Source organism: Stakelama portus (genome assembly GCF_003171655.1).
Taxonomy (GTDB): Bacteria; Pseudomonadota; Alphaproteobacteria; order Sphingomonadales; family Sphingomonadaceae; genus Sphingomonas; species Sphingomonas portus.
Genome location: NZ_QFZL01000006.1, coordinates 55,090 through 78,564, shown reverse-complemented (window position 1 = coordinate 78,564; position 23,475 = coordinate 55,090). Strand labels below are relative to the sequence as shown.

At 63.4% G+C, this 23,475-nt stretch carries 22 protein-coding genes, 1 tRNA gene and 1 pseudogene; 13 read left to right on the top strand and 11 right to left on the bottom strand.

Features of this window, described 5'->3' with window-relative positions:
• Positions 1–71 precede the first annotated feature (71 nt).
• The gene (aqpZ, locus tag DKB74_RS15625) at positions 72–803 is read left to right on the top strand and encodes an aquaporin Z (RefSeq protein WP_109809207.1); all 732 of its coding nucleotides are present in this window, start codon (positions 72–74) and stop codon (positions 801–803) included.
• Positions 804–819: 16 nt separating this feature from the next.
• Here aqpZ and msrA read toward each other — a convergent pair whose 3' ends face one another.
• Entirely contained in the window at positions 820–1,371 is a 552-nt protein-coding gene (msrA, locus tag DKB74_RS15620; RefSeq protein ID WP_109809118.1) for a peptide-methionine (S)-S-oxide reductase MsrA, read from the bottom strand.
• 67 nt (positions 1,372–1,438) lie between these two features.
• Between msrA and galE the strand changes: the two genes are divergently transcribed.
• Complete coding sequence (gene galE, locus DKB74_RS15615; protein WP_109809206.1) at positions 1,439–2,437, top strand: UDP-glucose 4-epimerase GalE; 999 nt, start codon at positions 1,439–1,441, stop codon at positions 2,435–2,437.
• Between the two features lie 183 nt (positions 2,438–2,620).
• On the opposite strand, the gene DKB74_RS15610 is transcribed toward galE, so the two are convergent.
• The 3 genes from DKB74_RS15610 to folK form a co-directional block, all read right to left on the bottom strand.
• Positions 2,621–4,690, bottom strand: coding sequence for a TonB-dependent receptor (locus DKB74_RS15610; RefSeq protein ID WP_109809117.1), 2,070 nt, complete (start codon positions 4,688–4,690; stop codon positions 2,621–2,623).
• A 126-nt stretch (positions 4,691–4,816) separates the two neighbouring features.
• Positions 4,817–4,892: transfer RNA gene (locus DKB74_RS15605), tRNA-Lys, on the bottom strand.
• The gene (gene folK, locus DKB74_RS15600; protein ID WP_109809116.1) at positions 4,883–5,386 is read right to left on the bottom strand and encodes a 2-amino-4-hydroxy-6-hydroxymethyldihydropteridine diphosphokinase; all 504 of its coding nucleotides are present in this window, start codon (positions 5,384–5,386) and stop codon (positions 4,883–4,885) included. The genes DKB74_RS15605 and folK overlap by 10 nt, the downstream gene beginning before the upstream one ends.
• Positions 5,387–5,409: 23 nt before the next feature.
• Between folK and DKB74_RS15595 the strand changes: the two genes are divergently transcribed.
• Genes DKB74_RS15595 through DKB74_RS15585 form a run of 3 tightly spaced genes read left to right on the top strand, consistent with a single transcriptional unit; the run spans position 5,410 to position 6,584 of the window.
• Positions 5,410–6,066 carry a uracil-DNA glycosylase gene (locus DKB74_RS15595; protein ID WP_109809115.1) on the top strand — a complete coding sequence of 219 codons (657 nt, stop codon included), beginning with the start codon at positions 5,410–5,412 and terminating at the stop codon, positions 6,064–6,066.
• Positions 6,063–6,401 carry a low molecular weight protein tyrosine phosphatase family protein gene (locus tag DKB74_RS15590; protein WP_109809114.1) on the top strand — a complete coding sequence of 113 codons (339 nt, stop codon included), beginning with the start codon at positions 6,063–6,065 and terminating at the stop codon, positions 6,399–6,401. Before DKB74_RS15595 ends, DKB74_RS15590 begins: the two co-directional genes overlap by 4 nt.
• A 3-nt stretch (positions 6,402–6,404) precedes the next feature.
• Entirely contained in the window at positions 6,405–6,584 is a 180-nt protein-coding gene (locus DKB74_RS15585) for a hypothetical protein (RefSeq protein WP_109809113.1), read from the top strand.
• 6 nt (positions 6,585–6,590) lie between these two features.
• On the opposite strand, the gene DKB74_RS15580 is transcribed toward DKB74_RS15585, so the two are convergent.
• From DKB74_RS15580 to DKB74_RS15565, 4 genes are read right to left on the bottom strand one after another with little or no spacing between them, the layout of a single operon-like run.
• Entirely contained in the window at positions 6,591–7,241 is a 651-nt protein-coding gene (locus DKB74_RS15580) for a sulfite oxidase-like oxidoreductase (protein ID WP_109809112.1), read from the bottom strand.
• Positions 7,242–7,262: 21 nt separating this feature from the next.
• Positions 7,263–7,976 (bottom strand): VIT1/CCC1 transporter family protein, encoded by a 714-nt coding sequence (locus DKB74_RS15575; protein ID WP_109809111.1) that lies wholly within the window; start codon positions 7,974–7,976, stop codon positions 7,263–7,265.
• Positions 7,977–7,978: 2 nt separating this feature from the next.
• Positions 7,979–8,842, bottom strand: a complete 864-nt coding sequence (gene aguB, locus DKB74_RS15570; RefSeq protein ID WP_109809110.1) for an N-carbamoylputrescine amidase — start codon at positions 8,840–8,842, stop codon at positions 7,979–7,981.
• Positions 8,843–8,886: 44 nt separating this feature from the next.
• A complete protein-coding gene (locus DKB74_RS15565) occupies positions 8,887–9,081 on the bottom strand; it encodes a hypothetical protein (RefSeq protein ID WP_109809109.1) in 195 nt (64 codons plus the stop codon).
• A gap of 114 nt (positions 9,082–9,195) precedes the next feature.
• Here DKB74_RS15565 and DKB74_RS15560 point away from each other — a divergent pair, with 114 nt between their 5' ends.
• Complete coding sequence (locus DKB74_RS15560; protein ID WP_109809108.1) at positions 9,196–9,594, top strand: low affinity iron permease family protein; 399 nt, start codon at positions 9,196–9,198, stop codon at positions 9,592–9,594.
• On the opposite strand, the gene DKB74_RS15555 is transcribed toward DKB74_RS15560, so the two are convergent.
• Positions 9,581–10,558, bottom strand: a complete 978-nt coding sequence (locus tag DKB74_RS15555; protein ID WP_109809107.1) for an agmatine deiminase family protein — start codon at positions 10,556–10,558, stop codon at positions 9,581–9,583. The genes DKB74_RS15560 and DKB74_RS15555 overlap by 14 nt on opposite strands.
• 220 nt (positions 10,559–10,778) lie before the next feature.
• Positions 10,779–12,434: pseudogene (locus DKB74_RS15550) on the bottom strand (M28 family metallopeptidase).
• 155 nt (positions 12,435–12,589) lie between these two features.
• Between DKB74_RS15550 and DKB74_RS15545 the strand changes: the two are divergent.
• On the top strand, positions 12,590–13,216 hold the full coding sequence (locus tag DKB74_RS15545) for a DUF998 domain-containing protein (protein ID WP_145961026.1): 627 nt from the start codon (positions 12,590–12,592) through the stop codon (positions 13,214–13,216).
• On the opposite strand, the gene purD is transcribed toward DKB74_RS15545, so the two are convergent.
• Positions 13,213–14,478 (bottom strand): phosphoribosylamine--glycine ligase, encoded by a 1,266-nt coding sequence (gene purD, locus DKB74_RS15540; protein WP_109809105.1) that lies wholly within the window; start codon positions 14,476–14,478, stop codon positions 13,213–13,215. The genes DKB74_RS15545 and purD overlap by 4 nt on opposite strands.
• On the opposite strand from purD, the gene xseA reads away from it, so the two are divergent.
• From xseA to DKB74_RS15510, 6 genes are all read left to right on the top strand, one after another.
• Positions 14,477–15,856, top strand: a complete 1,380-nt coding sequence (xseA, locus tag DKB74_RS15535; protein WP_109809104.1) for an exodeoxyribonuclease VII large subunit — start codon at positions 14,477–14,479, stop codon at positions 15,854–15,856. The two genes, purD and xseA, sit on opposite strands and share 2 nt — an antisense overlap.
• Before the next feature lie 38 nt (positions 15,857–15,894).
• Positions 15,895–16,092, top strand: a complete 198-nt coding sequence (locus DKB74_RS15530; RefSeq protein WP_109809103.1) for a DUF2093 domain-containing protein — start codon at positions 15,895–15,897, stop codon at positions 16,090–16,092.
• A gap of 2 nt (positions 16,093–16,094) precedes the next feature.
• Positions 16,095–17,015 carry a M23 family metallopeptidase gene (locus DKB74_RS15525; RefSeq protein ID WP_239987553.1) on the top strand — a complete coding sequence of 307 codons (921 nt, stop codon included), beginning with the start codon at positions 16,095–16,097 and terminating at the stop codon, positions 17,013–17,015.
• Positions 17,016–17,317: 302 nt separating this feature from the next.
• Entirely contained in the window at positions 17,318–20,404 is a 3,087-nt protein-coding gene (locus DKB74_RS15520; RefSeq protein ID WP_109809102.1) for a TonB-dependent receptor, read from the top strand.
• 79 nt (positions 20,405–20,483) lie between these two features.
• Positions 20,484–21,968 carry a tetratricopeptide repeat-containing sulfotransferase family protein gene (locus DKB74_RS15515; protein ID WP_109809101.1) on the top strand — a complete coding sequence of 495 codons (1,485 nt, stop codon included), beginning with the start codon at positions 20,484–20,486 and terminating at the stop codon, positions 21,966–21,968.
• 52 nt (positions 21,969–22,020) lie between these two features.
• Positions 22,021–23,472 carry a tetratricopeptide repeat-containing sulfotransferase family protein gene (locus DKB74_RS15510; RefSeq protein ID WP_109809100.1) on the top strand — a complete coding sequence of 484 codons (1,452 nt, stop codon included), beginning with the start codon at positions 22,021–22,023 and terminating at the stop codon, positions 23,470–23,472.
• Positions 23,473–23,475: the final 3 nt, after the last annotated feature.

The following is a 23,475-nucleotide window of genomic DNA, read 5'->3' as shown; positions in this document are numbered from 1 at the left end:
GGTTCCGATGGCGTCGCAGCATCGGCATCGCGTGCGCGTTCCTACAACATGCGACGATGGGGGAGATGCGCATGACGTCGGTTCAGCGCGGACTTGCAGAGCTTATCGGAACTTTCTGGCTGGTATTCGGCGGATGCGGCAGCGCGGTGCTGGCCGCGGCTTTTCCCGATGTCGGGATCGGCCTGCTCGGCGTTTCGCTGGCATTCGGCCTTACCGTGCTCACCATGGCCTATTCGATCGGCCATATTTCGGGCTGCCATCTCAATCCGGCCGTGACGATCGGACTCTGGGCGGGCGGACGGTTCCCGGCAAAGGATATTCCGCTCTATGTCGCGGCGCAGGTGGTCGGCGCGATTATCGCGGCGTTGCTGCTCTACTTCATCGCCTCGGGCGCGCCCGGCTATACTGGCGGACTCGCGACGAACGGGTTCGGCGAACATTCGCCCGGCAATTTCAGCTTTGCCGCCGGCATGACGATCGAAGTGACGCTCACCTTCATCTTCCTGCTGGTCATCATGGGATCGACCGACACGCGCGCACCGGCGGGATTCGCACCGATCGCCATCGGTCTGGCACTGACGCTGATCCACCTCATTTCGATTCCGGTGACCAATACGTCGGTCAATCCCGCACGCAGCACCGGGCCGGCGCTGATCGAGGGCGGCATCGCCCTCAGCCAGCTTGTCTGGTTCTGGATCGCGCCGATCGTCGGCGGTCTGCTCGGCGGGCTGGCCTATAAGGCGTTGGGTGCCGAAGCGGGCACGCGTCCCCCGATCGAAGGGGAAGCGCTGCCCGCCGAATAACGGCGAGTGGGCGCTGCTACGCGGTGGTGGCGCCCGCTTCCTTCACGCGATTGGCGAAGCTTTTGCGCAGCTTCTGGAGCTTGGGCGGTATCACCGCCAGGCAATAGGGATTACGCTGCCCTTCGCCTTCCCAATATTCCTGGTGATAGTCCTCGGCGGGCCACCACGTGCCGGGCTGTTCGATGCCGGTGACGATCGGCTGGGGCCATTCGCGCTGATTGCGTTCGATCCCCATCATCGCCTTTTGCGCCTGCTGCGTCGAAAGCGGGAAGATCGCGCTGCGATATTGCGTGCCGACATCGTTGCCCTGACGGTTGAGCTGCGTCGGGTCGTGAGTCGCAAAGAAAATGTCGAGCAGCTCGTCGAAACCGATTTGTTCGGGATCATAGGTGACGCGGATCGCCTCGGCATGGCCGGTATCGCCGTCGCACACTTGCTTATAGGTAGGATTGTCGACGCTTCCGCCGATATAGCCGCTTTCCACTTTCTCGACGCCGATAACGTCGTTGAACACCGCTTCGGTGCACCAGAAGCAGCCTCCGGCGAGAATTGCCTGTTCGCTTGCCATTATTGTCTCCTTGGCCTTGTAACATAGGATGGGCTAGGCGAGGCGCAATCGCAGGCAGGGGAACATGATGCGCGAGGGATCGATACTCGTCACGGGCGGAGCGGGATATATCGGCAGTCACGCGGTGCTGGCGCTGCTCGATGCGGGGTGGCGTGTCGTCGTGATCGACAATCTGGTGACCGGGTTCGACTGGGCCGTGGACTCCCGCGCCACGCTGGTGAAAGGCGCGATCGAGGACGATGCGCTGGTCCGCGCAACGATGCGCGATCATGACGTCCGCGCAGTGATGCATTTCGCCGGATCGGTGGTCGTGCCTGAATCGGTTTCCGATCCGCTCAAATATTATCGCAACAATACCGCGGCGAGCCGATCGCTGATCGAAAGCGCGGTGGTTTGCGGCGTGAAGCATTTCATCTTTTCCTCGACTGCCGCCACCTATGGAACGCCGGAAATCGTGCCGGTGGCCGAAGATTCGCCCCAGGTGCCGATCAATCCCTATGGCATGTCGAAGCTGATGACGGAGACGATGCTGCGCGACGTCGCGGCGGCGCATCGCTTCAACTATTGCGCGCTGCGCTATTTCAATGTCGCGGGCGCCGATCCGCAGGGGCGCAGCGGCCAGTCGACAGCCGGTGCGACGCACCTCATCAAGATCGCAGTCGAGGCCGCGACCGGCAAGCGCGATCATGTCAGCGTGTTCGGCACCGATTACGATACGCGCGACGGCACCGGCGTGCGCGACTATATCCATGTCAGCGATCTGGCCGCCGCGCATGTCCATGCACTCGACCTGCTGATGGCCAGGCCGACGGAAAGCCACAGGATGAATTGCGGCTATGGCCGCGGCTATTCGGTGCTCGAAGTGCTCGATGCGGTCGATCGCGTCACCAACAGGAAACTCGACCGTCGCATGGGCCCGCGGCGTGCAGGCGATCCGGGCGAGCTGGTGGCCGACAACAGCCGCATCCTGGCAACGCTGCCCTGGCGGCCGCAGCGCGACGATCTGGATCTGATCGTATCCGATGCGCTGGCGTGGGAACGCAAGCTTTCCGAACGCGACGGCTGATTGCGGTATCGAGGCGCAGTCGCCGGGCCGGCTACAGTCTCGCAGGACAGACCTTGAAACCGGTTACATCAGCCCCCGTGCTCCTGCGCAAAAGCAGGAGCCCAGGGCCCGAATTGGGGGGAGGAAGCCCTGGGTTCCCGCCATTGCGCGGGAACACGGAGTAAGACTGGCGCGGCTCTGTTCTTAGAGCTGGATGCGCGCCGTAAGCCGGATGTCGCGACCCGCCAGCGGAGCATAATCCTTGAGAATGCTGGCGTGACGGCGTGCGACAACGTCGAAGATATTATTCGCGGACAAGGTCAGGCTCGTGCCGTTGGTTCCCCACGGTTTCCACGAAACCGACGCGTTGACCAGCGTGAAACCGTTGGTCGGTGTCTCGAACGCGGTGATGCGATTCTGTTCGAAACTATGTTCGACTTCGACCCGGGCGTTGAACAGATCGGACTGGGCCTCGATCCCGCCGAGCAGGCGCAGCGGCGGGATGCGCGGCACCGCGCTGCCGTCGTCCAGTTCGGCGTGGACATAATCGGCCAGGCCGTCGACATTGATCGCATAGGTGCCGACCGTGGCGACGCGCACCGATGCTTCGGCTTCGAAGCCGTAATAGGTGGCGTCCGACTGGAAATAGGCGAAGACGGGCAGATCGTCCTCGATCGTGCCGGTCGGCGCGTCATAGATATAATCGTGGAACCAGTCGGCATAGAGCGAGGTGGCGAACGACCAGCCGTCGCCGCTGCCCTTCAGCGTCGCTTCGGCACCCCAGCTTTTTTCGGTGGTGAAATCGGGATTGCCGACTTCATAGGCCTGGGTTCCGGCGTGCGGGCCATCGGCGAACAACTCTTCAGCCGAAGGTGCGCGCTCGCTGCGCGACAGGTTCACGCCCAGCCGCAGCCCCTGTGCGATGGCATAGCTGGCACCGGCCGAAAGCGAAACGCTGTCGAAATCGCGCTGCATCTGGGGATTGCCCAGATCGTAGTCGGCAAAGGCGTGCAGACTGGCGGTTTCATAGCGCGCGCCGGCTTCCGCCTTGAACGCACCCCAGTCGAACGACTGGAGCGTGAAGACGCCATATTGCTGCGTCCGGTTGCGCGGCAGGAATTTCTCTTCGCCGACCACGTTGAAGTCGCGGATCACGAACTGGCCGCCGACGGCGCCTTCCCATACGCCATGGCGCGCCTGGACGAGTTCCAGTCGGCCTTCATAGCCCTGATTATAAAAGGTCGTGCCGACTTCGCCGGTATCTTCGATTTCGCTGTGCTGATAATCGGCGGCGCCCACGCGCAGACGGATCTTGTCGAGCAGCCCGCCGCCGGTGGCGACTTCGCCGCGCATGTCGAACCGCGTCTGGCGGACATGAAGCTGTACCGCTTCTGCCTCGATCGCCGGGTCGAGCGAATAGCGGATGGGAACGCCATACAGGCTGTCATAATGGCTGACGACGAAGCCGAGATTATTATCGCCATCGACAACCGCCAGGCCGCCACCCACGTCCCAGGTGCGCGCGGCGCTGTTGGGCAGGTCGCCCTTCAGATCGGCCAGTTCCTGAATCTCCGGATCGGCGCTGGCGGCGGCCTGCGCGCGCAGTGCGGGCGTCAGGATATAGCCGCCGGTGCGCAGATCGTCGGTTTCGGAAAAGCTGCCGTCGAGATGGAGCTGGAGCGGGCCGACCACGGGCACATCCGCCACGCCGCCGATCGAACGTTCCTTTGCCGCCGAGCCCAGCGTGCCGATCGCATCAAGGTGCAGCGGCACTTCGGCCGCGCGGCGCGGGATGCGATTGTCGATCACGTTGACGACGCCGCCGATCGCCGAGCTGCCGTACAGCAGCGCGGCGGGGCCGCGCAGCACTTCGATACGCTCGGCAGTCAGCGGATTGATGACGACCGCATGGTCGGCCGACGCCGTCGATGCGTCGATGCTGCCGATCCCGTCGGTCATCACCGCGACGCGACCGCCCTGAAAGCCGCGCAGCACGGGGCGCGAGGCATTGGGGCCGAAGCTCGAAGCCGAAACGCCCGGCTGCGATGCCAGCGTTTCGCCGATGGTGGGCTTCAGCGCGCGCGTAAGGTCGATGCCGGAAACGATCGAGGTTCCCGACAATACATCCGCCTGAGCCCGGGCAAAGGGAGCGGTGACGATGATTTCGGGAGATGCTTCCTGATGGGGATCGGGTTTGCTGTCATCCTGTGCCTGCTGGGCGGCTGCGGGGAAGGCGATCAGACAGGCGGAAGCAAGCAGCGCGAAACGGAACATGAAGACCCCTTTATGGAATTTGCTGCGTCGCAATAGACGTGATGATATAAAGTATCAAGTCCTGCATTTGGCTCGGTAATGCGACTCGTCGCATTTTGCGCTTCGATTTGTCCGAGGGGAAAGTGTTGGTGGGTCCGCCGGGGCTCGAACCCGGGACCTCTCGATTAAAAGTCGCTTGCTCTACCGACTGAGCTACGGACCCGCACCAAGCGGGACGCACCTAAGGGCCGGGCGCGGCCTGGTCAACCGGGCGTGAAGCTGTCGCAGCGAGAGGGTGCTGATCGGGTCGCGCCAGTCGGCGGCGATTTCGCTGGCGGGGCCGATCACGAAATCGCGTTCGCGAAAGGCCGGATGCGGCACGATAAGGCCGGGAGAAGCCCAGGTGCCGCCCGACCAGAGGATGATGTCGAGATCGAGCGACCGCGCACCCCAGCGCTGTCCGCGCCGCCGCCCGAATTCGCGTTCGATCTGTTTCAGGCGGCGCAGCATCTCGGGCGGGCTCGCGTCGCTTTTCACCAGCGCCGCCATATTGGCAAAGCGCCGGATCGACGGGCCGACCGGCGGCGTATCGCGAATGCGCGACGCCGCGACGACGCCGCCGATCCGCGTCAGCGCGGCGGCAAGCTGCGCGCGCGGCGGCCCTGCCTTCCCCGGCCGATTCGATCCCAGCGCGATCAGATAGGTTGATGCGACCATGATCGTGCGCCTATCCCGCTGCGATGTTCGCGCCAAGCCCGATCCCCGAAACCGAACCGCCCCGCGATTGCCCGCGCTGCCCGCGTCTGGTGGCGCTGCGCCGCGAATTGCAGGACGAACATCCCGATTGGTGGAATGCGCCGGTCAATGCGTTCGGCGATCCCGATGCCTGGCTGGCGATCGTCGGCCTTGCGCCGGGCAAGCATGGCGCCAATCGCACCGGGCGGCCCTTTACCGGCGATTATTCGGGCGATCTGCTGTTCGATACGCTCGGCAAATACGGGCTGGCGACCGGCAGCTATGACGGGACGCCGGAGGACGATCTGGCGCTTAGCGGCGCGATCATCATCAATGCAGTCAAATGCCTGCCGCCGCAGAACAAGCCGACGCCCGAGGAAATCCGCACCTGTCGCCCGTTCCTGGAGGGGCAGGCGGAGGTGTTGCCGAACGCGCGCATCTTCGTCGCGCTGGGCCAGATCGCGCACCAGTCGGCCGTGAAAGTGATGGGCGGAAAGCTGCCCAAATGCCGCTTCGGTCATCTCGCCGAACATCGCATGCCTGACGGGCGCATCCTGATCGATAGCTATCATTGCAGCCGCTACAACCAGAATACCGGGCGGCTGACGCCCGAAATGTTCGAGGCGGTGTTTGCCCGCGCGCTCGAGCTGCGCGACCGATGAAGCGCGTCCTGTTCGTCTGCAGCCAGAACCGGCTGCGCAGCCCGACCGCGGAACAGCATTTCGCCGCGCGCCCCGATATCGAAGTTGATTCGGCGGGGACGAACCACGATGTGGAAAATCCATTGACCGACGAACTGGTCGCCTGGGCCGATCTGATCTTCGCGATGGAGCGTCAGCACCGTTCGAAAATCCAGAAGCGGTTTCGCCGGGCATTGCGGGCGCGGATCATCGTGCTCGATATTCCCGACGAATATGACTTCATGGACCCCGGTCTGATCCGGCTGCTCGATGCGCGCATGGCACGCTATCTGCCCAGCCTTCCTGTCGGGGCGTGACGGATGGCGGCGATCGGTTGCTTCGTTCCGGTCTTCCTGCTGCTTGGCGGTGTCGTGCTCGGCGCGGTGCTGGGCGGATCGCAGGGCGCGTTGTGGGGCGGCGTTGCCGGCGTGCTGCTGGGCAGCGCTGTCCCCGTCGCGATGTTCCTGTCGCTCAGAAAGGCGCGTGGCGCCCGACGCTAAATCACGTCAGCGATAGCGTTGCTCGGCCCATGGGTCGCCGCGCATATGGTAACCGTTGACTTCCCAGAAGCCCGGCCTGTCGGCGCCGATGAATTCGATGGCCGAAATCCATTTGGCGCTTTTCCAGAAATAGAGGTGCGGGATCACCAGCCGCGCCGGGCCGCCATGATCGCGAGTCAGCGGCTTGCCCTCCCAATGATGCGCGATCAGCGCGTCGGGCGCGGCGAAATCGGCGAGCGGCACATTGGTGGTATAGCCGTCATAGCCGTGCAGCATCACCGCGACGGCTTCGTCGCGCGGGCGCACCGCCGCGATCAAGTCGCGCGTCGCCACGCCCTGCCAGCGATTGTCATAGCGCGACCAGGTGGTGACGCAGTGGATGTCGCTGGTGAAGTCGCTCTGGGGGAATGCCATCAGTGCCGCCCAGTCGAGCGTCAGCGGCGCTTCGACCATCCCGCGCAGTTCCAGCCGCCAGCGATCGCGCGAAATGTCCGGCTGACGCCCCAGATCGAGCACTGGCCAGTCGCGCACCAGATGCTGGCCGGGCGGCAGGCGTTCTTCCTCGGGTCGCGCATGCCGTCCGGTCAGGAACTTGCCCTGCTCGGCCCATCCGCGCTTGGATCGCGTCAGCTTGCTGTCTTCGGGAAGCTCGTCCATCGCTGCGCTCCTTGCGCTGGTTCAGCCCGGCGTGGTGCCGAACAGGCTGCCGATCCCCGCAGTCACTGCCATGGCCAGTGCGCCCCAGAAGGTGACGCGCAGTACCGCGCGAGCGATCGGAGCGCCTCCGGTACGCGCGCCGATCGCGCCCAACAGCGCGAGATAGAGCAGGGCCGCGACGAACACCGCCGGAACGATTGCCGACACCGGGGCGATCAGCGCGACCAGCAACGGCGCGGCGGCGCCCAATGTAAAGGTCACCGCGGATGTCAGCGCCGCCTGAACCGGGCGCGCGACAGTCGCATCGTTGATGCCCAGCTCGTCACGGGCATGGGCGTGAAGCGCATCCTTCGCCATCAGCTGTGCCGCCACCTTGTCCGCCAGATCGGCGTCCAGCCCGCGCGCACGATAGATTTGCGACAGTTCCTGCAGCTCGAACTCGGGATCGTCGCGCAGTTCGCGCTTCTCCCGCTCCAGATCGGCAGTTTCGGTGTCCGACTGCGAGCTGACCGACACATATTCGCCCGCCGCCATCGACAGTGCGCCGGCGAGCAGCGCCGAAACCCCGGCGATCAGCACCGACTGATGATCGGGCGTAGCGGCGGCGACGCCGACGATCAGGCTGGCGGTCGAAACGATCCCGTCATTGGCACCCAGCACCGCCGCGCGCAGCCAGCCGATGCGGTGAACCAGATGCACTTCGGAATGCGACGGTGATTTGCTGCCGCGCGACACGCTCAGATATCCTGCACCAGCCGACCGTAGAGCTCGGGCCTGCGGTCGCGGAAAAAGCCGAAGGCGGCGCGATGGCGCTTCACGCGATCCAGATCGAGCGTCGCGGTGATCACGCCGGTTTCCTCACGGCCCAGTTCGGCGAGGATGTCGCCGCGTTCATCGGTGATGAAGCTGGTGCCGTAGAATGTCTGGCCATACTCGTTCCCGATACGGTTTGCGGCAACCACCGGCACGACATTGGATACCGCGTGGCCCACCATCGCCCGGCGCCACAGCCGCGCGGTGTCGAGCGCCTCATCATGCGGTTCGCTGCCGATCGCAGTGGGGTAGAACAGGATTTCCGCGCCCATCAGCATCATCGCGCGCGCGGTTTCGGGATACCATTGGTCCCAGCAGATGCCGACGCCCAGCTTCGTCGTCTTTCCGTTTTCGGCCGGCCCGTCCCAGATCTTGAACCCGGTATTGCCGGGGCGGAAATAGAATTTCTCCTCATATCCCGGTCCGTCGGGGATATGGCTCTTGCGGTACACGCCCGCGACCTTGCCGTCGGGGTTGACCATCGCAAGGCTGTTATAATGATGCGGGCCATCGGCTTCGAAAAAGCTGGTGGGGATCCAGATGCCGAGCTCCGCCGCCAGCTTCTGCATCGCCAGCACGGCCTTATGCTCGCCCGTCGGCTTGGCGGTGGCGAACAACCCTTCGTCCTCGACCCGGCAGAAATATTCGCCTTCGAACAATTCGGGCGGCAGCACGACCTGCGCGCCCTTGCCCGCCGCTTCGCGCACCATTTGCGAAACGGCGGCGATATTGGCGTCGATATCGTTGGAGAATGCCAGTTGGAGCGCGGCTACGGTAATGTCGGTCATGGCTGCTATGTAAGCGAGCGCGCGCGTCTGGCAAATGGCGGTTGTTACTGACGCGCCTGGGTCCGCGCGGGAATATCTATGGACACCACCGTTTGTGGCATCGGTATGAGTGCCAGGCCCAATCCCAGCATGATCCCGATGGTTCCCCAATAGCGCCGACCGGCCCGGAAATCGGTGATGCCGCGCGCGAAACAATAGAGGGTCACCAGTGCGAGGACCAGCATCGTGAAAACGGTCATTGGAAAACCTCCTTTTGCGGGACGAATGCGGACGGGACGCTTGCCCTAGGCGCGTTTGGCGGCATTGTCTCGGGGCGTGCGTTCGATTCGCGGGCGCCGGGTGCGGAGTGCGATATGGAGCGAGCGTTCGAACGGTTCGCGCAGGCGGTGGCGGCATGGGCGGGACGCCCCTTCGCCTTCGTGGTCGCGTTGGGCGTCATCCTGTTCTGGGGCGTGAGCGGCCCGATATTCCGCTGGTCCGATACCTGGCAGCTGGTGATCAACACCGGGACGACGATTGTCACCTTCCTGATGGTGTTCCTGATCCAGAACGCCCAGAATCGCGATGCCAGCGCGATGCAGGCCAAGCTCGACGAGCTGATCCGCGCGGTCGACGGCGCACGGGATGAATTCATCGGCATCGAGCATTTGACGCAGGCGGAGCTGGAAAAGATACGCCACCTGCTCGAAAATGAATTCGGAAGCGGGAGCGTTCGCACTGCGGCGCTCGCGCGCTTCCTCAGCCGACGCTAGGAATCTGCTGGCTGATGCAATGAAAGCTGCCGCCGCCGGTCAGGATATGCCCGGCTTCCATTCCGACGATCTGACGATCGGGGAAGATCGCTTCGAGCGTCGTCACCGCCGCCACGTCATTGGGCTGGCCGTATAGCGGCACCACCACGGCGGCATTGCCGATATAGAAGTTCATATAGCTTGCCGGGATCACGCCGCCGTCCTCATTCAGCACGCGACCGGGCGAGGGCATGCGGACGACGTCGACACCGAATGCCTGCGCCCGCGAAACCGCATCCTGATAGACGCGCCAATTGGGGTCATTCTCCGCCGGTTCGGGGATCAGCAACCGGTTGGGGCCGACGAAGCGGGCAAGATTGTCGACATGCCCGTCGGTATGATCGTTGGCGAGGCCGTTGCCCAGCCACAGCACGCGATCATAGCCAAGATCGCTCAGCAACCGCGCTTCGACATCGGTCTGTGACAGCGTTGCGTTGCGATTGCGGTTGAGCAGGCATTGCTCGGTCGTCACCACCAGCCCGGTGCCGTCGCCGTCGATCGCGCCGCCTTCGAGGATCCAGTCATGCTCGACCGTGCGCAGGCTGCGTGCCGCGGCCAGCCGTGCACCGACATCATCGTCGCCGGGCAGGTCGTATTTGCCGCCCCAGCCGTTGAATTGAAAATCATGCGCGACGCCGTCGCCATCGAGGATGCAGCCGGTGTCGCGCAACCAGATATCGCCGAACGGTGCGACCACCACTTCGGCGGCATCGCCGGCATGGTCGCGGGCGGCCTGAGCGGATTGTTCGTCGGCGGCGACAAGGATCACGCGCTCGCCCCTGCCGCCGGCATGCACTGCGCGGGCAAAGGCCGTCACTTCGGCGCGCGCCGGATCCAGATCTTCCAGCCACAGTTCGGGATGGCTGGGAAAGCCGATCCATACGGCATCGTGCGGCGCCCATTCGGGGGGAGGCGGGGTCGTCATGGACTGGTATTTAGTATCGCCGCGCGCGAAGGGAAACGGGCGATCTTCATGTGTGCCGATAGCTTGCCCTATCGGCCGTCGCCCCTGCGCAGGCAGGGGCCCATGTCTATTGCGTCAGGGGGATAGGCTGACACAGGCGGCGCGCGTCTGTGTCAGCCATATCTGTGTACCCGGCAGCGACAGGCTCCTGCCTGCGCAGGGGCGACGCTGAGGGCGTGCGTTACTTCGCTTGCGCGCGGCTCCGGTCGCGAATGGCGCGGAATTCGTCGCCTTCGACCCAATTGGGCCATGCGTCCGATTCCGCCAGCGACCGTCCGACGAGATAGTAAAGCTGCTCGTTCTGCAGAATTCCCGACCAGTCCCAATCGTCCGAATATTCGTCCTTGGGGCCATGATAGCGGTTTTCGGTATAATCCTCGGCTGCCGCCTTGCCGGCTTCGGTGCCGCCTTCGACCAGATCCTCGCCGCCTTCGAAATAGATCATCGGCACGCCATGTTTGGCGAAGCTGAAATGATCCGACCGGTAATAAAAGCCCTTTTCGGGCGTCGGTTCGTCCGACGCGACCCGGCCCTGGGTGGTGAGCGCGCGTTCCAGAAATCCGTCGAGTTCCGACTTGCCCTTGCCGACCACGACCACGTTGCGCGACGGGCCGACCGGCTGCAGCGCATCGATGTTCACGCCGCCCACCGTCTGTGCCAGCGGAAAGACCGGATGGTCGCCATAATAGGCCGAACCGAGCAGGCCCGATTCCTCGGCAGTGACGGCAAGGAACACCTGGCTGCGCGGCGCGGGTCCGGCTTCGCTGTTCGCCTTGGCCAGCGCGACGAGCGATGCGACGCCGGTCGCATTGTCCACGGCGCCGTTGCAGATGTCATCGCCATCGGGCGCCGCTTCGCAGTGGCCCAGATGATCCCAATGCGCAGCATAGAGGACATATTCGTCGGGCCGCTCGCTGCCGGGCAGGATGCCGATGACGTTTTTCGAGCTGTGCTTGCGGATGTCATTGTCGAACGACACCGATGCCTGCACCCCGGTCAGCGGTACGGCCTTGAACCCCGGCTGCTTGGCGGCCTGCGCCAGTTCGTCGAAATTCTGTCCCGCGCTGGCGAACAGTTTTTTGGCATATTCCAGCTGGATCCAACCATCGGCGGCGGACTGATCCATATGGCCGTTTTCGGCATCGGCGACCTGTTGCGCACCGGTTCAGCTCGACTGGACGACGTTCCAGCCATAGGCGGCTGGTTCGGTCTGGTGGACGATGATCGCTGCCGCAGCGCCCTGACGCGCGGCTTCTTCATATTTGTAGGTCCAGCGGCCATAATAGGTCATGGCGCGGCCGCCGAATGTGCCATCCAGCCCTTCGGTTTCCCAATCGGGATCGTTGACCAATATGATGACTGTCTTGCCTTTGACGTCGACGCCTTCATAATCGTTCCAGCCGCGCTCGGGCGCGTTGATGCCATAGCCGACGAAGACGACCGGGCTGTCCTTCACTTCGATATGCGGGGTGACGCGATAGGTGCTGACGACCATGTCGGGACCATAAGCGAGCGAGAGGTTTTCGCTGCCGCCGGTAAAGGTCAGCGGCGAGACATTCTTCGCGCTGATTTCGACCAGCGGCACGTCCTGAAACCAGCTGCCGTTATTGCCCGGTTGCAGCCCGGCCGCCTTGAACTGTTCGACGATATAGGCGAGCGATTTTTCCTCGCCCGCACTGCCCGGCGCGCGGCCTTCGAATGCGTCTGAAGACAGCGTTTTGGTGACATCCTTCAGCGTCTGCAGCGAGATTTCGGGTGCCGTGACGGTCTCGGGCTTGTCACCGGTGGTGCAGGCCGCGAGCGGCAACAGCATCAGGGCAGCAATCAACGGGCGCATGCAAATACCTCAGCGAAATTGGGAATTGCCGCGATCATGACAGCGCAGTGCCGCCGCGACAAGGCGCCGCCGGCAATGCCGCAACCATATCGCCCGAGGAACGACTTGCCGCGCTCGATCGCTCTGCCAGTCGGAAACCAACCCGAAGGGCCGCGATGACGAACCGGAAGAGACTGGCACAGGCATGCGGGGTGGTGGCGCTGATCGGCTGTGCGATCGTGGCCGGTGCGGACCTGATCGGAGTCACGCTGGCGCACAATATCGGACCGATTGCCGAGACGATCAGCAATGTCGCGGCAGGTGGCCGCTATGACTGGCTTGAAGACGCCGGCCTTTACAGCTTCGTGGTCGCGGTGCTCGCAGTCGCGGGCGGGATTTCGCTCTGGAAGGTCGCGGGATGGGACTGGGCGATCGGCCGGATATTGCTGGCCGTGCTCGCCGGAGCCGTGGTCGCGATCGCCGCTTATGAAGCCTATAACCGGCCCGGCGGCGGACCCGATCTGCATCTCTATTTCGTCGGCCTGCTCGCCATCTGCTTTCCACTGGAGGTATGGCTGACGTCGCGCGGACTGACGGCGGACCCGCGCGCGAAATGGGCATTGCGCCTGTTCGCAGCAATCTGGGCAGTGGCTGCCCCGCCGCTCTATCTCATGCCGACCGGATGGGATGGCCTTTACGAACGCGCACTGGCGCTGCTGATGCTCGGCTGGTTCGCCCTGGCGGCATTTTCGCTCTGGCGTCGCTCCGACCGGGGGCGCATCGGCGCGAACTGGTCGACCTAAGCGTCCGCCCGTTCCACTTCGCGCCACCCGATATCGCGACGGCAGAAGCCGGTCGGGAAATCGATGGCATCGACGCCGCGATAGGCCGCCTGTTGCGCCGCGCGGATATCGCCGCCCGTGCCGACGACCGTCAGCACGCGGCCGCCATTCGCCTTGAGCGCGCCGTCCTCTGCAACGGTACCCGCATGAAAAACGAGCGCACCGGTCGCTTCGGCAGCGTCGATACCGGAGATGACGCCGCCCTTTTCGGGGGTGCCGGGATAGCCGCGCGCCGCCAGCACGACGCCCAACGCAGTCTCGTCGACAAATTCGGGCGCGGGCTGATCGGCGAGCCGCCCTTCCTCGATTGCGACCATGATCGCCAGCAGATCGTTTTTGAGCCGCGGCATCAGCACCTGGCATTCGGGATCGCCGAACCGGACATTATATTCGATCAGCTTGGGACCATCGGCAGTCAGCATCAGCCCGGCATAGAGCACGCCCGAATAGGGCGACCCTGCCCGCGCCAGCGCTTCCACCGTCGGACGCACGATCGTATCGAGCGCCTGCTGTTCCAGCGCGGGCGTCAGCACCGGCGCGGGGCTGTACGCGCCCATGCCGCCGGTATTGGGGCCGGTATCGCCTTCGCCGACGCATTTATGGTCCTGCGCCGAACCGATCGGCATGATCGTCTTGCCATCGGTCAGGACGAACAGGCTTGCTTCCTCGCCCTCCAGAAATTCCTCGATCACGGCAGTCGCGCCATGGCCGGTAAAGATCGCGGCGATGGCCTGCTCTGCCTCTTCGCGCGTGCGGGCGACCGTGACGCCCTTGCCCGCGGCAAGGCCGTCGGCCTTGACCACCACCGGAATGCCGAATTCGTCGAGCGCGGCGCGCGCGCCATCCTTTGACGTTACGAAGCTGTAGGCGGCGGTCGGGATCTTTTCGCGGCGGCACAGATCCTTGGTGAACCCCTTCGATCCTTCGAGCTGCGCGGCATCGCGGCCCGGCCCGAACACGCCGATCTTCATCGTACGCAGATTGTCGGCAAGCCCGGCGACCAGCGGCGCTTCCGGTCCGACCACGACGAAGTCGATCGAATTGCGCAGACAGAAATCGATGATCGACCGCTGGTCTTCGGCGGCGATATCGGCCAGTTGGGCATGGTTGCCGATGCCGGGATTGCCCGGCGTGGCATAAAGTTTGTCGAGCAGCGGCGATTGCGCCAGCTTCCATGCCAGCGCATGTTCGCGCCCTCCCGACCCGATCAGCAGGACGTTCATGGCCGATTCCCCATTCGATTCAGATTCGCAACGGCTGGTAGCCGAGCAGGCGCCCGGGGACAACGCCGCGCCGTGGAGCGTCGGCGAAATCTCTTCGCGACTCAAGCGCTTGGTCGAGGGAGAGTTCGGCCATGTCCGCGTGCGCGGTGAAATTTCGGGATGGAAAAGAGCAGCTTCGGGCCATTGCTATCTGGCGCTGAAGGATGCCGATGCGGTTATCGACGCGGTGATGTGGCGCGGCACGGCCCAGCGGCTCGCCTTCAATCCGCAGGACGGGATCGAAGTCGTCGTCACCGGCAAGCTGACTACCTATCCCGGCCGGTCGAAATACCAGATGGTGGTCGAGCGGATGGAACTGGCGGGCGAAGGCGCGCTGATGGCGCTGTTCGAAAAGCTCAAGGGCCAGCTGGCGAGCGAAGGCCTGTTCGACGAAAACCGCAAACAGCCGCTGCCGTTCATGCCGCGCACCATCGGCGTCGTCACGTCGCCGACCGGCGCAGTGATCCGCGACATTCTCCACCGGCTTGAGGATCGCTGCCCCAGCCATGTGCTGCTCTGGCCGGTGAAGGTGCAGGGGGAAGGCGCGGCGGCCGAAATCGCCGCCGCGATCCGCGGGTTCGATGCGATGCCCGGCAACGGCCCGGTGACAAAGCCCGATCTGCTGATCGTCGCGCGGGGCGGCGGTTCGATCGAGGATCTCTGGGCGTTCAACGAAGAGCCGGTGGTGCGCGCGATTGCCGATTGCCGCATCCCGATCATTTCGGCGGTGGGGCATGAAACCGACACCAGCCTGTCCGACTATGCCGCCGATCTGCGCGCGCCGACGCCGACGGCAGCGGCGGAAATCGCAGTGCCGGTTCTCGCAGAGCTGGCGAATAACCTGGCGACGCTGGGGCTGCGCAGCGAACGCTGTGCGCGGCGCTATCACGAGCGCGCGGGCGAGCGGCTGGCGGCGCTGGTGCGCGTGTTGCCGAAACGCGACGCGCTGCTCGGGCCGCAGCGGCAGAAGCTGGACGATATCGGTGCGCGGCTCGATCGCGGCCTCGAAAACCGCCTGACGCGCGGGCGCCGCGACCTTGATCGCGCGGCGGGCGCGCTGCGCCCGGCGATGCTGGTCCAGCGGCTCGCCGCTGCGCGCCAGCGGCTCGAGGGCGTGGGACGGCATCTCGATCTCGTCCACCCCAACCGGCCGCTCGAAAAAGGCTATGCGTGGGTCGAGGGGCGCGGGACCGGCAAGGTGCTGCCCAATGCCGATGCGGCGCGCGCCGCCGGCGCGCTGACGCTGCGCTTCATCGACGGAAGTGTCGACGCGCGGGTTGAGCGATCGGGCGGCAGATCCTATCCTGAACCCAAAGCCGAGCAGCCGACGCTGCTCTGATGCGCATGATCCGAAGTCTTTTCAGGAGGTCGCCAGCGATGCTGATGTCCAAGTCCAGCCGTGCCGCGCGGCTTCATTATATGGCCAATGGGTTCCGGGTGCTGACCGCCGGCGACCATGTCGTCTGTGCCGTGTCGGGCGAACATATCGCGCTCGACGAGCTGCGCTATTGGAGCGTGGAAAGGCAGGAGCCCTATGCCTCTGCCGAAATCGCCGGAAAGGCGATGAGGGGCTGACGATGCCGGGGGGAAAGCTGATTGGCGGAGCCGTCGCGCTTGTTGCGCTGACCACCTGCATGAAAATGCCGGCGGGGGAACCTGTGGCGGCGGCGCCACTGTCGGTGCCCGTCGTTGCGCCGGCCGCGCCTGCGCCTGTCGCGCCGCAACAGGCCGCGCCGCATTTCACGCTGCACGGGCCGATGACTCAGGGCGGCGTGGTGCGAGGCACGGCGCCGGAGGGCACGACGTTCCTAACCTTCAACGGCGATTCGGTGCCGGTCGCTGCGGATGGCGAATTCCTGATCGCATTCGATCGGGATGCGGCGGGCAGCGCAACGCTGGTCGCGCGGCTGCGCGACGGGACCGAAGTTCGCGACGATCTGACCGTCAGCCCGCGCGCCTGGCATATCGAGCGAATCGACCGGCTGCCGCCGCGTTCACAGGTGTCCGATGCGTGGCGCCGGCGCCGTGCAGGCGAAATCGAGCAGATCGTCGCCGCGCGTGCGATGCAGACCGGCGCAGACGGGTGGCGCCAGGACTTTCTCTGGCCCGTAACCGGCCGGATTTCGGGTCTATTCGGTTCCCAGCGCATCTATGGCGGCGAACCGGCTTCCTATCATTCGGGAGTCGATATCGCCCGGCCGACTGGCACCACCGTGCTTGCGCCCGCCGACGGCGTCGTGATTCTGGCTGCCGAAACGCCCTTTTCCCTCGAAGGGCATCTCCTGATGCTCGACCATGGCATGGGGCTCAACAGCGCCTTTCTCCACTTGTCGCGAATCGATGTGAAGGTGGGTGAGCATGTTCGCCGTGGCCAGCCGGTCGGCGCGATCGGGATGACCGGATCTGCCACCGGCCCGCATCTCCACTGGAGCATGAAATGGCGCGCGGCGCGGATCGATCCGCTGTTGATCGCCGGGCCGATGCCCGCTGCGCAATAAGGCGGCAGGCTTTTCGCACCTGCACAAAAAATCGGCTGCACTAGGCGCGTTCGGAGACGGCCTGACGACGAAGTTGTGGCATTTTGGCTACACCTGACCCAAAAGGCGGTGCTTCAACCTGAATGTCACCTTTACAGCCGGAAAGCGGACCTTCATCCCTCTGCAACATGTTTCTCAATGCGCTTTCGCGCGCTTTTTTTGAGAGACGGGCAAACTCCGGTCAGGGGCGCTCCTTTGCGGGTCGACCGGAATAGACGAGGGAAAACATCGTGAAGAACACTCTTCATAACACACGCAAGTCGTTGCGCGCGGGGACCGCGCTTCGAGCACTTGCGCTCATCGGCGCGGGTGCTGGTGCAGCCGTCGCGTTCGCGGCTCCGGCTGCGGCGCAGGATTACACGCGCGGTACGCTGAGCGGCACCGTGGTCGACCAAGCCGGCGTGCCGGTTTCGGGAGCGTCCGTTTCGATCACTTCGAACGAACAGGGCTTCACGAACACCGCGATGACCGATGGCTCGGGTGCGTTCCGCATCAACGGCCTTCCGACCGGCACCTATCAGGTGACGATCACGCGCGGTGGTTCGGTTATCGCCAGCGATCCGAGCGTTCGCGTCGTCGCCGGCCAGACCAACCCGTCGCGCTATGTCGCTGTTTCGGACAGCTCGGTTGCCGTGGGTGACGAAATCACAGTCGTCGGTCAGCGCGTCGAAGTTAACGACTTTGCGGCGACCCAGACCGGTGTGACGCTCGACGTCGCCACGCTTGCGGAAACGGTTCCCGTTGGCCGCGACCAGACTTCGCTGATCCTGCTCGCTCCGGGTACGACTGCCGGTGACGCCGGTTTCGGCAACCTAGCTTCGATCGGCGGCGCCACCGTTGCTGAAAATGCCTATTATGTGAACGGCCTGAACATCACGGACTTCCGGAGCTTCCTGGGTTCGTCGATCATTCCGTTCGAATTTTATCGCACCATCGATGTCAAAACCGGCGGCTATCAGGCCGAATATGGTCGCGCGCTCGGTGGTGTGACCTCGGCCGTTACGCGTTCGGGTTCGAATAACCTCGAAGCCGGTGCTGTCCTGATCTACTCGCCAGATGGCCTGCGTAGCGATTCGCCGAACACCTATGTCGACGCAGATAACCTTGCTGCGACGAGCGGTGACGTCATCGGTGCGCTGAACGAAGACGATTACTCGAACCGGGTCGAAGCTAATTTCTACCTGTCGGGTCCGATCATCAAGGATCGCTTGTTCTTCTATGCGCTCTACAACCCGCGCTGGACGAAGACGAAGAGCACGAGCTCGTCGGGCGGGCGCCACACGATCACCGAGAACAACAGCCCGTTCTTTGGCGGCAAGGTCGACTTCGTGATCACCGACGGCCACCGTCTGGAAGGTACCTATTTCCGCGACCGTGCGACTCAGTACACCAATTATTACGAATATGATGCTGCCACCGATTCGATCGGCGCTTCGCAGGGCGGCGTCATTTCCGAATATGGCGGTGACAACTTCATCGGATCGTATACCGGCCAGTTCAGCGATTGGCTGACGCTGTCGGCATCCTATGGTCAGTACAACAATATCGGTACGCAGGTCGCCAACCCCGACCAAGCCTATATCCTGTCGCGCATCGGTGGTCAGTTTGTGGCCGGCGGTACTGTGACCGGCAAGCTTGCCGACAAGGATAAGCGCGAAATCTATCGCGCCGACGCCGACGTCTATGTCAACTTCCTGGGTGAGCATCACTTCCGTGTCGGCTTCGACCTCGAGAAGCTGGCGGCGGAAGAAAACACCACCTACAATGGTACGGGTTATCGCTACGACGTTCGTTCGAACCTCAACATTCGTTATTACTATAACAATGTGGGTTCGTTCAAAACGGATCAGCGCGCCTTCTACATTCAGGACAGCTGGTCAGCGCTCGACGGCCGCCTGAACCTGCAGCTCGGCGTTCGTAACGACCGCTTCCAGAACTACACCGTCAATGGTGACAAATATTATGACTCGGGTGACCTTTGGGCTCCGCGTCTGGGTGCGTCGTTCGACGTGTTCGGTGACGGTCGTACGAAGATCAAGGGCTATTGGGGCCGCTATTACCTGCCGATCGCAACGAATACGAACATTCGTCTCGGCGGTGCGGAAACCTATTATCGCCAGATCGACAACTACGGTACGTCGACCGACGCTGACGGCAACGGTATCCCTGATTTCTACACGCTGGACGCGAACGGCGACATGGTCGGTTTCGTGTCGAACTTTGGCGGCAACATCTGCCCCGCCGGTTCGCCGAATGCGGGTGAAATTTGCTACACCGTCTATGGTGATGGTACCTTGGGTGCGGTCGACACGCTCGTGTCTGCGAGCCTGAAGCCGAGCTATACCGACGAATTCATCATCGGTGCCGAGCACCGCTTCGGTGATTGGCGTGTCGGCATCAACTACATCAACCGTCGCCTGGGCGACACGCTCGAAGACGCTGCCATCGACGCCGCGGTCATTGCATATTGCAATGCCAACGGCATCGCGGGCTGCGCATCGGTGTGGAGCGGTTTCCATCAGTACACGCTGCTCAACCCGGGCAGCGACGTGACGGTGCGTCTGGACGGTGATTGCACGATCGCTGGTCAGTGCGATGTCGTGACGCTGAATGCAGCCGATCTGGGCTATCCGGCGGCTACGCGTAACTATGACGCCATCGAGTTTGAAGTCGAAAAGGCCTTCAACGGCGTTTATGGCTTCACCTTCAACTATACCTTCACGCGTCTGCGCGGCAACTTCGAAGGTGGCGTGAAGTCCGACAACAACCAGACCGATACCGGCCTGACTCAGGACTTCGACCAGCCGGGCTTCCTGGACGGTGCCTATGGCGATCTCGCCAACGGTCGCGAACATTCGTTCAAGTTCTACGGGCACATCATGCCGACCGACTGGCTCGACATCGGCGTGAACGTGGTGGTTGAATCGCCGCGTAAATTCAGCTGCATCGGTAATTACCAGAACGACTCGAGCACGTTCGAATATTCGTACGGCGCCGCATCCTACTATTGCCGTCAGGCTCGTTTCGGGGGCGATGGTCTGGACTCGGGTCCGGCAGACGGCACGGGCACCGGTTCGGTCCTCGTCCCGCGCGGCACGGCGTTCGAATCGGATTGGAACAAGAGTGTGGACCTCGGTTTCACGATCGCTCCGTTCCAGGAAACTATGCCGGGCGTGAAGTTCCGTGTCGACGTGTTCAACGTCTTCAACTGGAAGTCGGTGCTCGATCGCAACGAGTTCGGCGACATCACGCAGGGCGGTGTCAACCCCAACTATGGGTATGTCACCGGCTATCAAGCGCCGCGTTCGGTTCGTCTGACGGCGTTCCTGCGTTTCGGTGGGGACAACTGATCGACACACCGAGACCATATTTCTCGAACTGGAAGGGGCGGCAGGATGCCGCCCCTTTTTTATCTGCTACGGAAGCGCGATGGACATCGAACTGCTCAAAAATGCTGCGGCTCAATTCAAGCAGGCGCTCCAGCGCGACGACCGCACCAATCTCGTTGCCGCTGCGAACATTCTGATCGACCAGAAGGCGCCGCTGAATTCGCAATGGCTGGGCGCGGCCCTGCAATTGTCGCGCTGGGGGGAGCTTACTCTTGCGCTCAAGGCGCTGCATTTCTGGAACGAGCAGGGCGCGCCGGCATTTGCCGCCGACCATGAAAAGGCTGTTTTGCTGGCCCGAAGCGGCAGGAGCGCGGAGGCGCTCGCCTGCCTCAAGGGGATGCCGGATGACCAGCCCAGTATCGTCGCAAATGCCTATTTGCGCGGATCGATTGCCACCAATCTGGGCGACGCTGCCGAAGCGCAGCGCCAGTTCCGTCGCGCTATTGCTGCTGATCACGGCTCGGGCCGCTCATGGCTTGGATTGGCGCAGTCCGGGCCGATTTCCAGAGAGGAAGAAGCGCAACTGCGCAGGATGGCGCAATCTGCTCTTTTCAAGGGCGAGACGGATCAGGCTGCGGTCGAAAACGCGCTGGGGCTCCTCGATCATGGCCGAGGCGATTATGCGGCGGCATTCGCGCATTACCGCCAATCGACCGAAATACTCGGCAAGCTGTTGCGATACAATGCATCCGACAACCGTGCGTCAGCGAATGTGGCGCGCCGATGGGATGCCGGTCTTATCGCCAGATACGCCCGGCCGCAGCCGGAGGCGGAGCGCAGGCCGATTTTCGTTAGCGGGATCCCCCGGAGCGGTACGACGCTGGTCGAACGGATTCTTTCCGCCCATAGCGGCGTCGACGGTGGGGGAGAACTCGGCCTGGCCGTCCAGATCGAAGCAACAGCCAACGGTTTTGCGCCGGAAGATTTCGACCGGTATCTGCGCAGCGGCGGCCACATTGATACGCTGCGCCAGCTCTATCTCCGGCTCGCAACCGAGCGCCTGTCGGGCAGCGGCATGTTTATCGACAAAAGCCTCAACCAGAGCCGTTCGCTCGGGCCGTTTTCGGTTCTCTTCCGCGATGCGCCGGTCATCTGGCTGCGCCGTGACCCGATGGACAATGCCTGGTCGATCTATCGCGCTTGGCTGGCCAATAGCGTCGTTGGCGCATGGGAATTTGGCGACATCGCCGATCATATGCTGATCGAGGATCAGTTGTTCGCGCATTGGCGCAAGCAACTGGGCGGAAGGCTCCTGGAAGTGCCCTATGGGGAACTGGTGGCCGACCCTCCGGCGTGGGTGGAGCGGATCACCCGGCACTGCGGCCTTGAACCCGAGGCGCAGCAGATCGATTTTCATCGCAATGAAAGCGCCGTGACGACCGCCAGCGCGATGCAGGTTCGCCGTCCGGTCAATAGGAGCGGTCTAGGCGTCTCGGAACCCTATCGCCCCTTCATGGCTGCGTTCGAATCGGCCTATTGCGGCGATAGTGCGCTTCCCGCCTTCGGCAGCCAGTCCCACCATTGATGTCGGACGGGTATCTTGATCTTAGAGGATTTTGCAAGAGCGACCTGATATTGTGAGCGACCCTGATCTGACCTTGCTGCGACAGTTTGTTACCGCGCTTCAGTCCCGCAACCGCGCCGCAGTGAACGATGCCGCGCGCACCCTGATCGATCGCGGCGGGCCGCTTGGCGAAAAGTGGCGGGCCGTGGCGAAAGTGATGCAGACCAATGGCGAGCTTGGCGACGCCAACCGCGCCATGGAGCTTCTGGCTGCACAGGGGCGCGGGAGCGCTTCGCTGGTGTTCGAGCAGGCCGCGCTGGCCGCGCAGACCGGCAGGCTCGACGATGCCCGGGCGCTCCTTCAGACGTTGCCGCCGCATATTCCCGATCCTGCCGGCCATGCCTTTCTGCTCGGTACCATCGCACTCAATCTCGGGCGGATAGACGATGCCGAGCGCCATCTACTCACCGCACTCGACGCGAACCCTAAATCGGGTCAGGCAATGCTTGCGCTTTCGGCATGCCGCAAACGCGAGTGGGACGATCCCGTCTCGGCGCGCATTCTCGACGCCGGGCCGAAGCTTGCCACGGCGCATCCGCTGGAGCGCAGCCAATATCACTATGCCGCCGGCGCGCTTTACTTCGATCGCACGGCGGTCGAACCGGCCTTTGGTCATTTTGCCGAGGGCGCTCGCTTGGCGGCTACTCAGCGCCCCTATGATCGGGCGACCGATCGCAAGGACGCGGAGCAAAGCCGTGCCGAATTCGGCCGCGCGGCGATCGATCGCATCGCCGCGACCGTTCGCGCCGACAGCAGTGATGCAATTTTCGTCACCGGCTTGCCCCGGTCGGGCACCACGCTGGTCGAACAGATATTGGCCAGCCATTCGGCGGTAATTGGCGGGGAAGAGCTTGGCCGGATGAACATCGTCGTGCGCGACCTTCCGGAAAATTCGATTGCCGGACTACAGGCATATCTGGCGCGCAGTCCCGCTGATACCCTGAGTAGACTGTATCTTCATCTTTGCCGGGAGCGCTTTTCAGAACGCGGGCGCTTCGTCGACAAGGGACTCAACAGTTCGCGGCACATAGGACTTATCGCCAGCCTGCTGCCGCAATCCCCAGTCATCTGGATACGGCGTGATCCGCTCGATTGCGCATGGTCGGCGTTCCGCACCTATTTTGCCAGCGGTGTGGACTGGAGCTGGAAGCTTGCTGATATCGCTTATTATTTCCAGCTTGAGGACGCGCTCTATGCATATTGGTCACAGCTGTTGCCCGACCGTATTCTGACAGTCGACTATGCGCAGCTTGTAACTGATCCTGAGCATGAGATCGCCCGGATTCTCGACTTTTGCGGCCTGGCACAAGAGGAGGCTCCGTTCGCTCCGCACAAGACCGAGCGGGTTGTCTCGACTGCAAGCGTGATGCAAGTACGCCAGCCGATCAATCGGGCCGGGCTCGGCAATGCCGAGCCCTATCGCAGCCATCTGCAACCCTTTATCGATGCCTATCTCAACGACTGACGT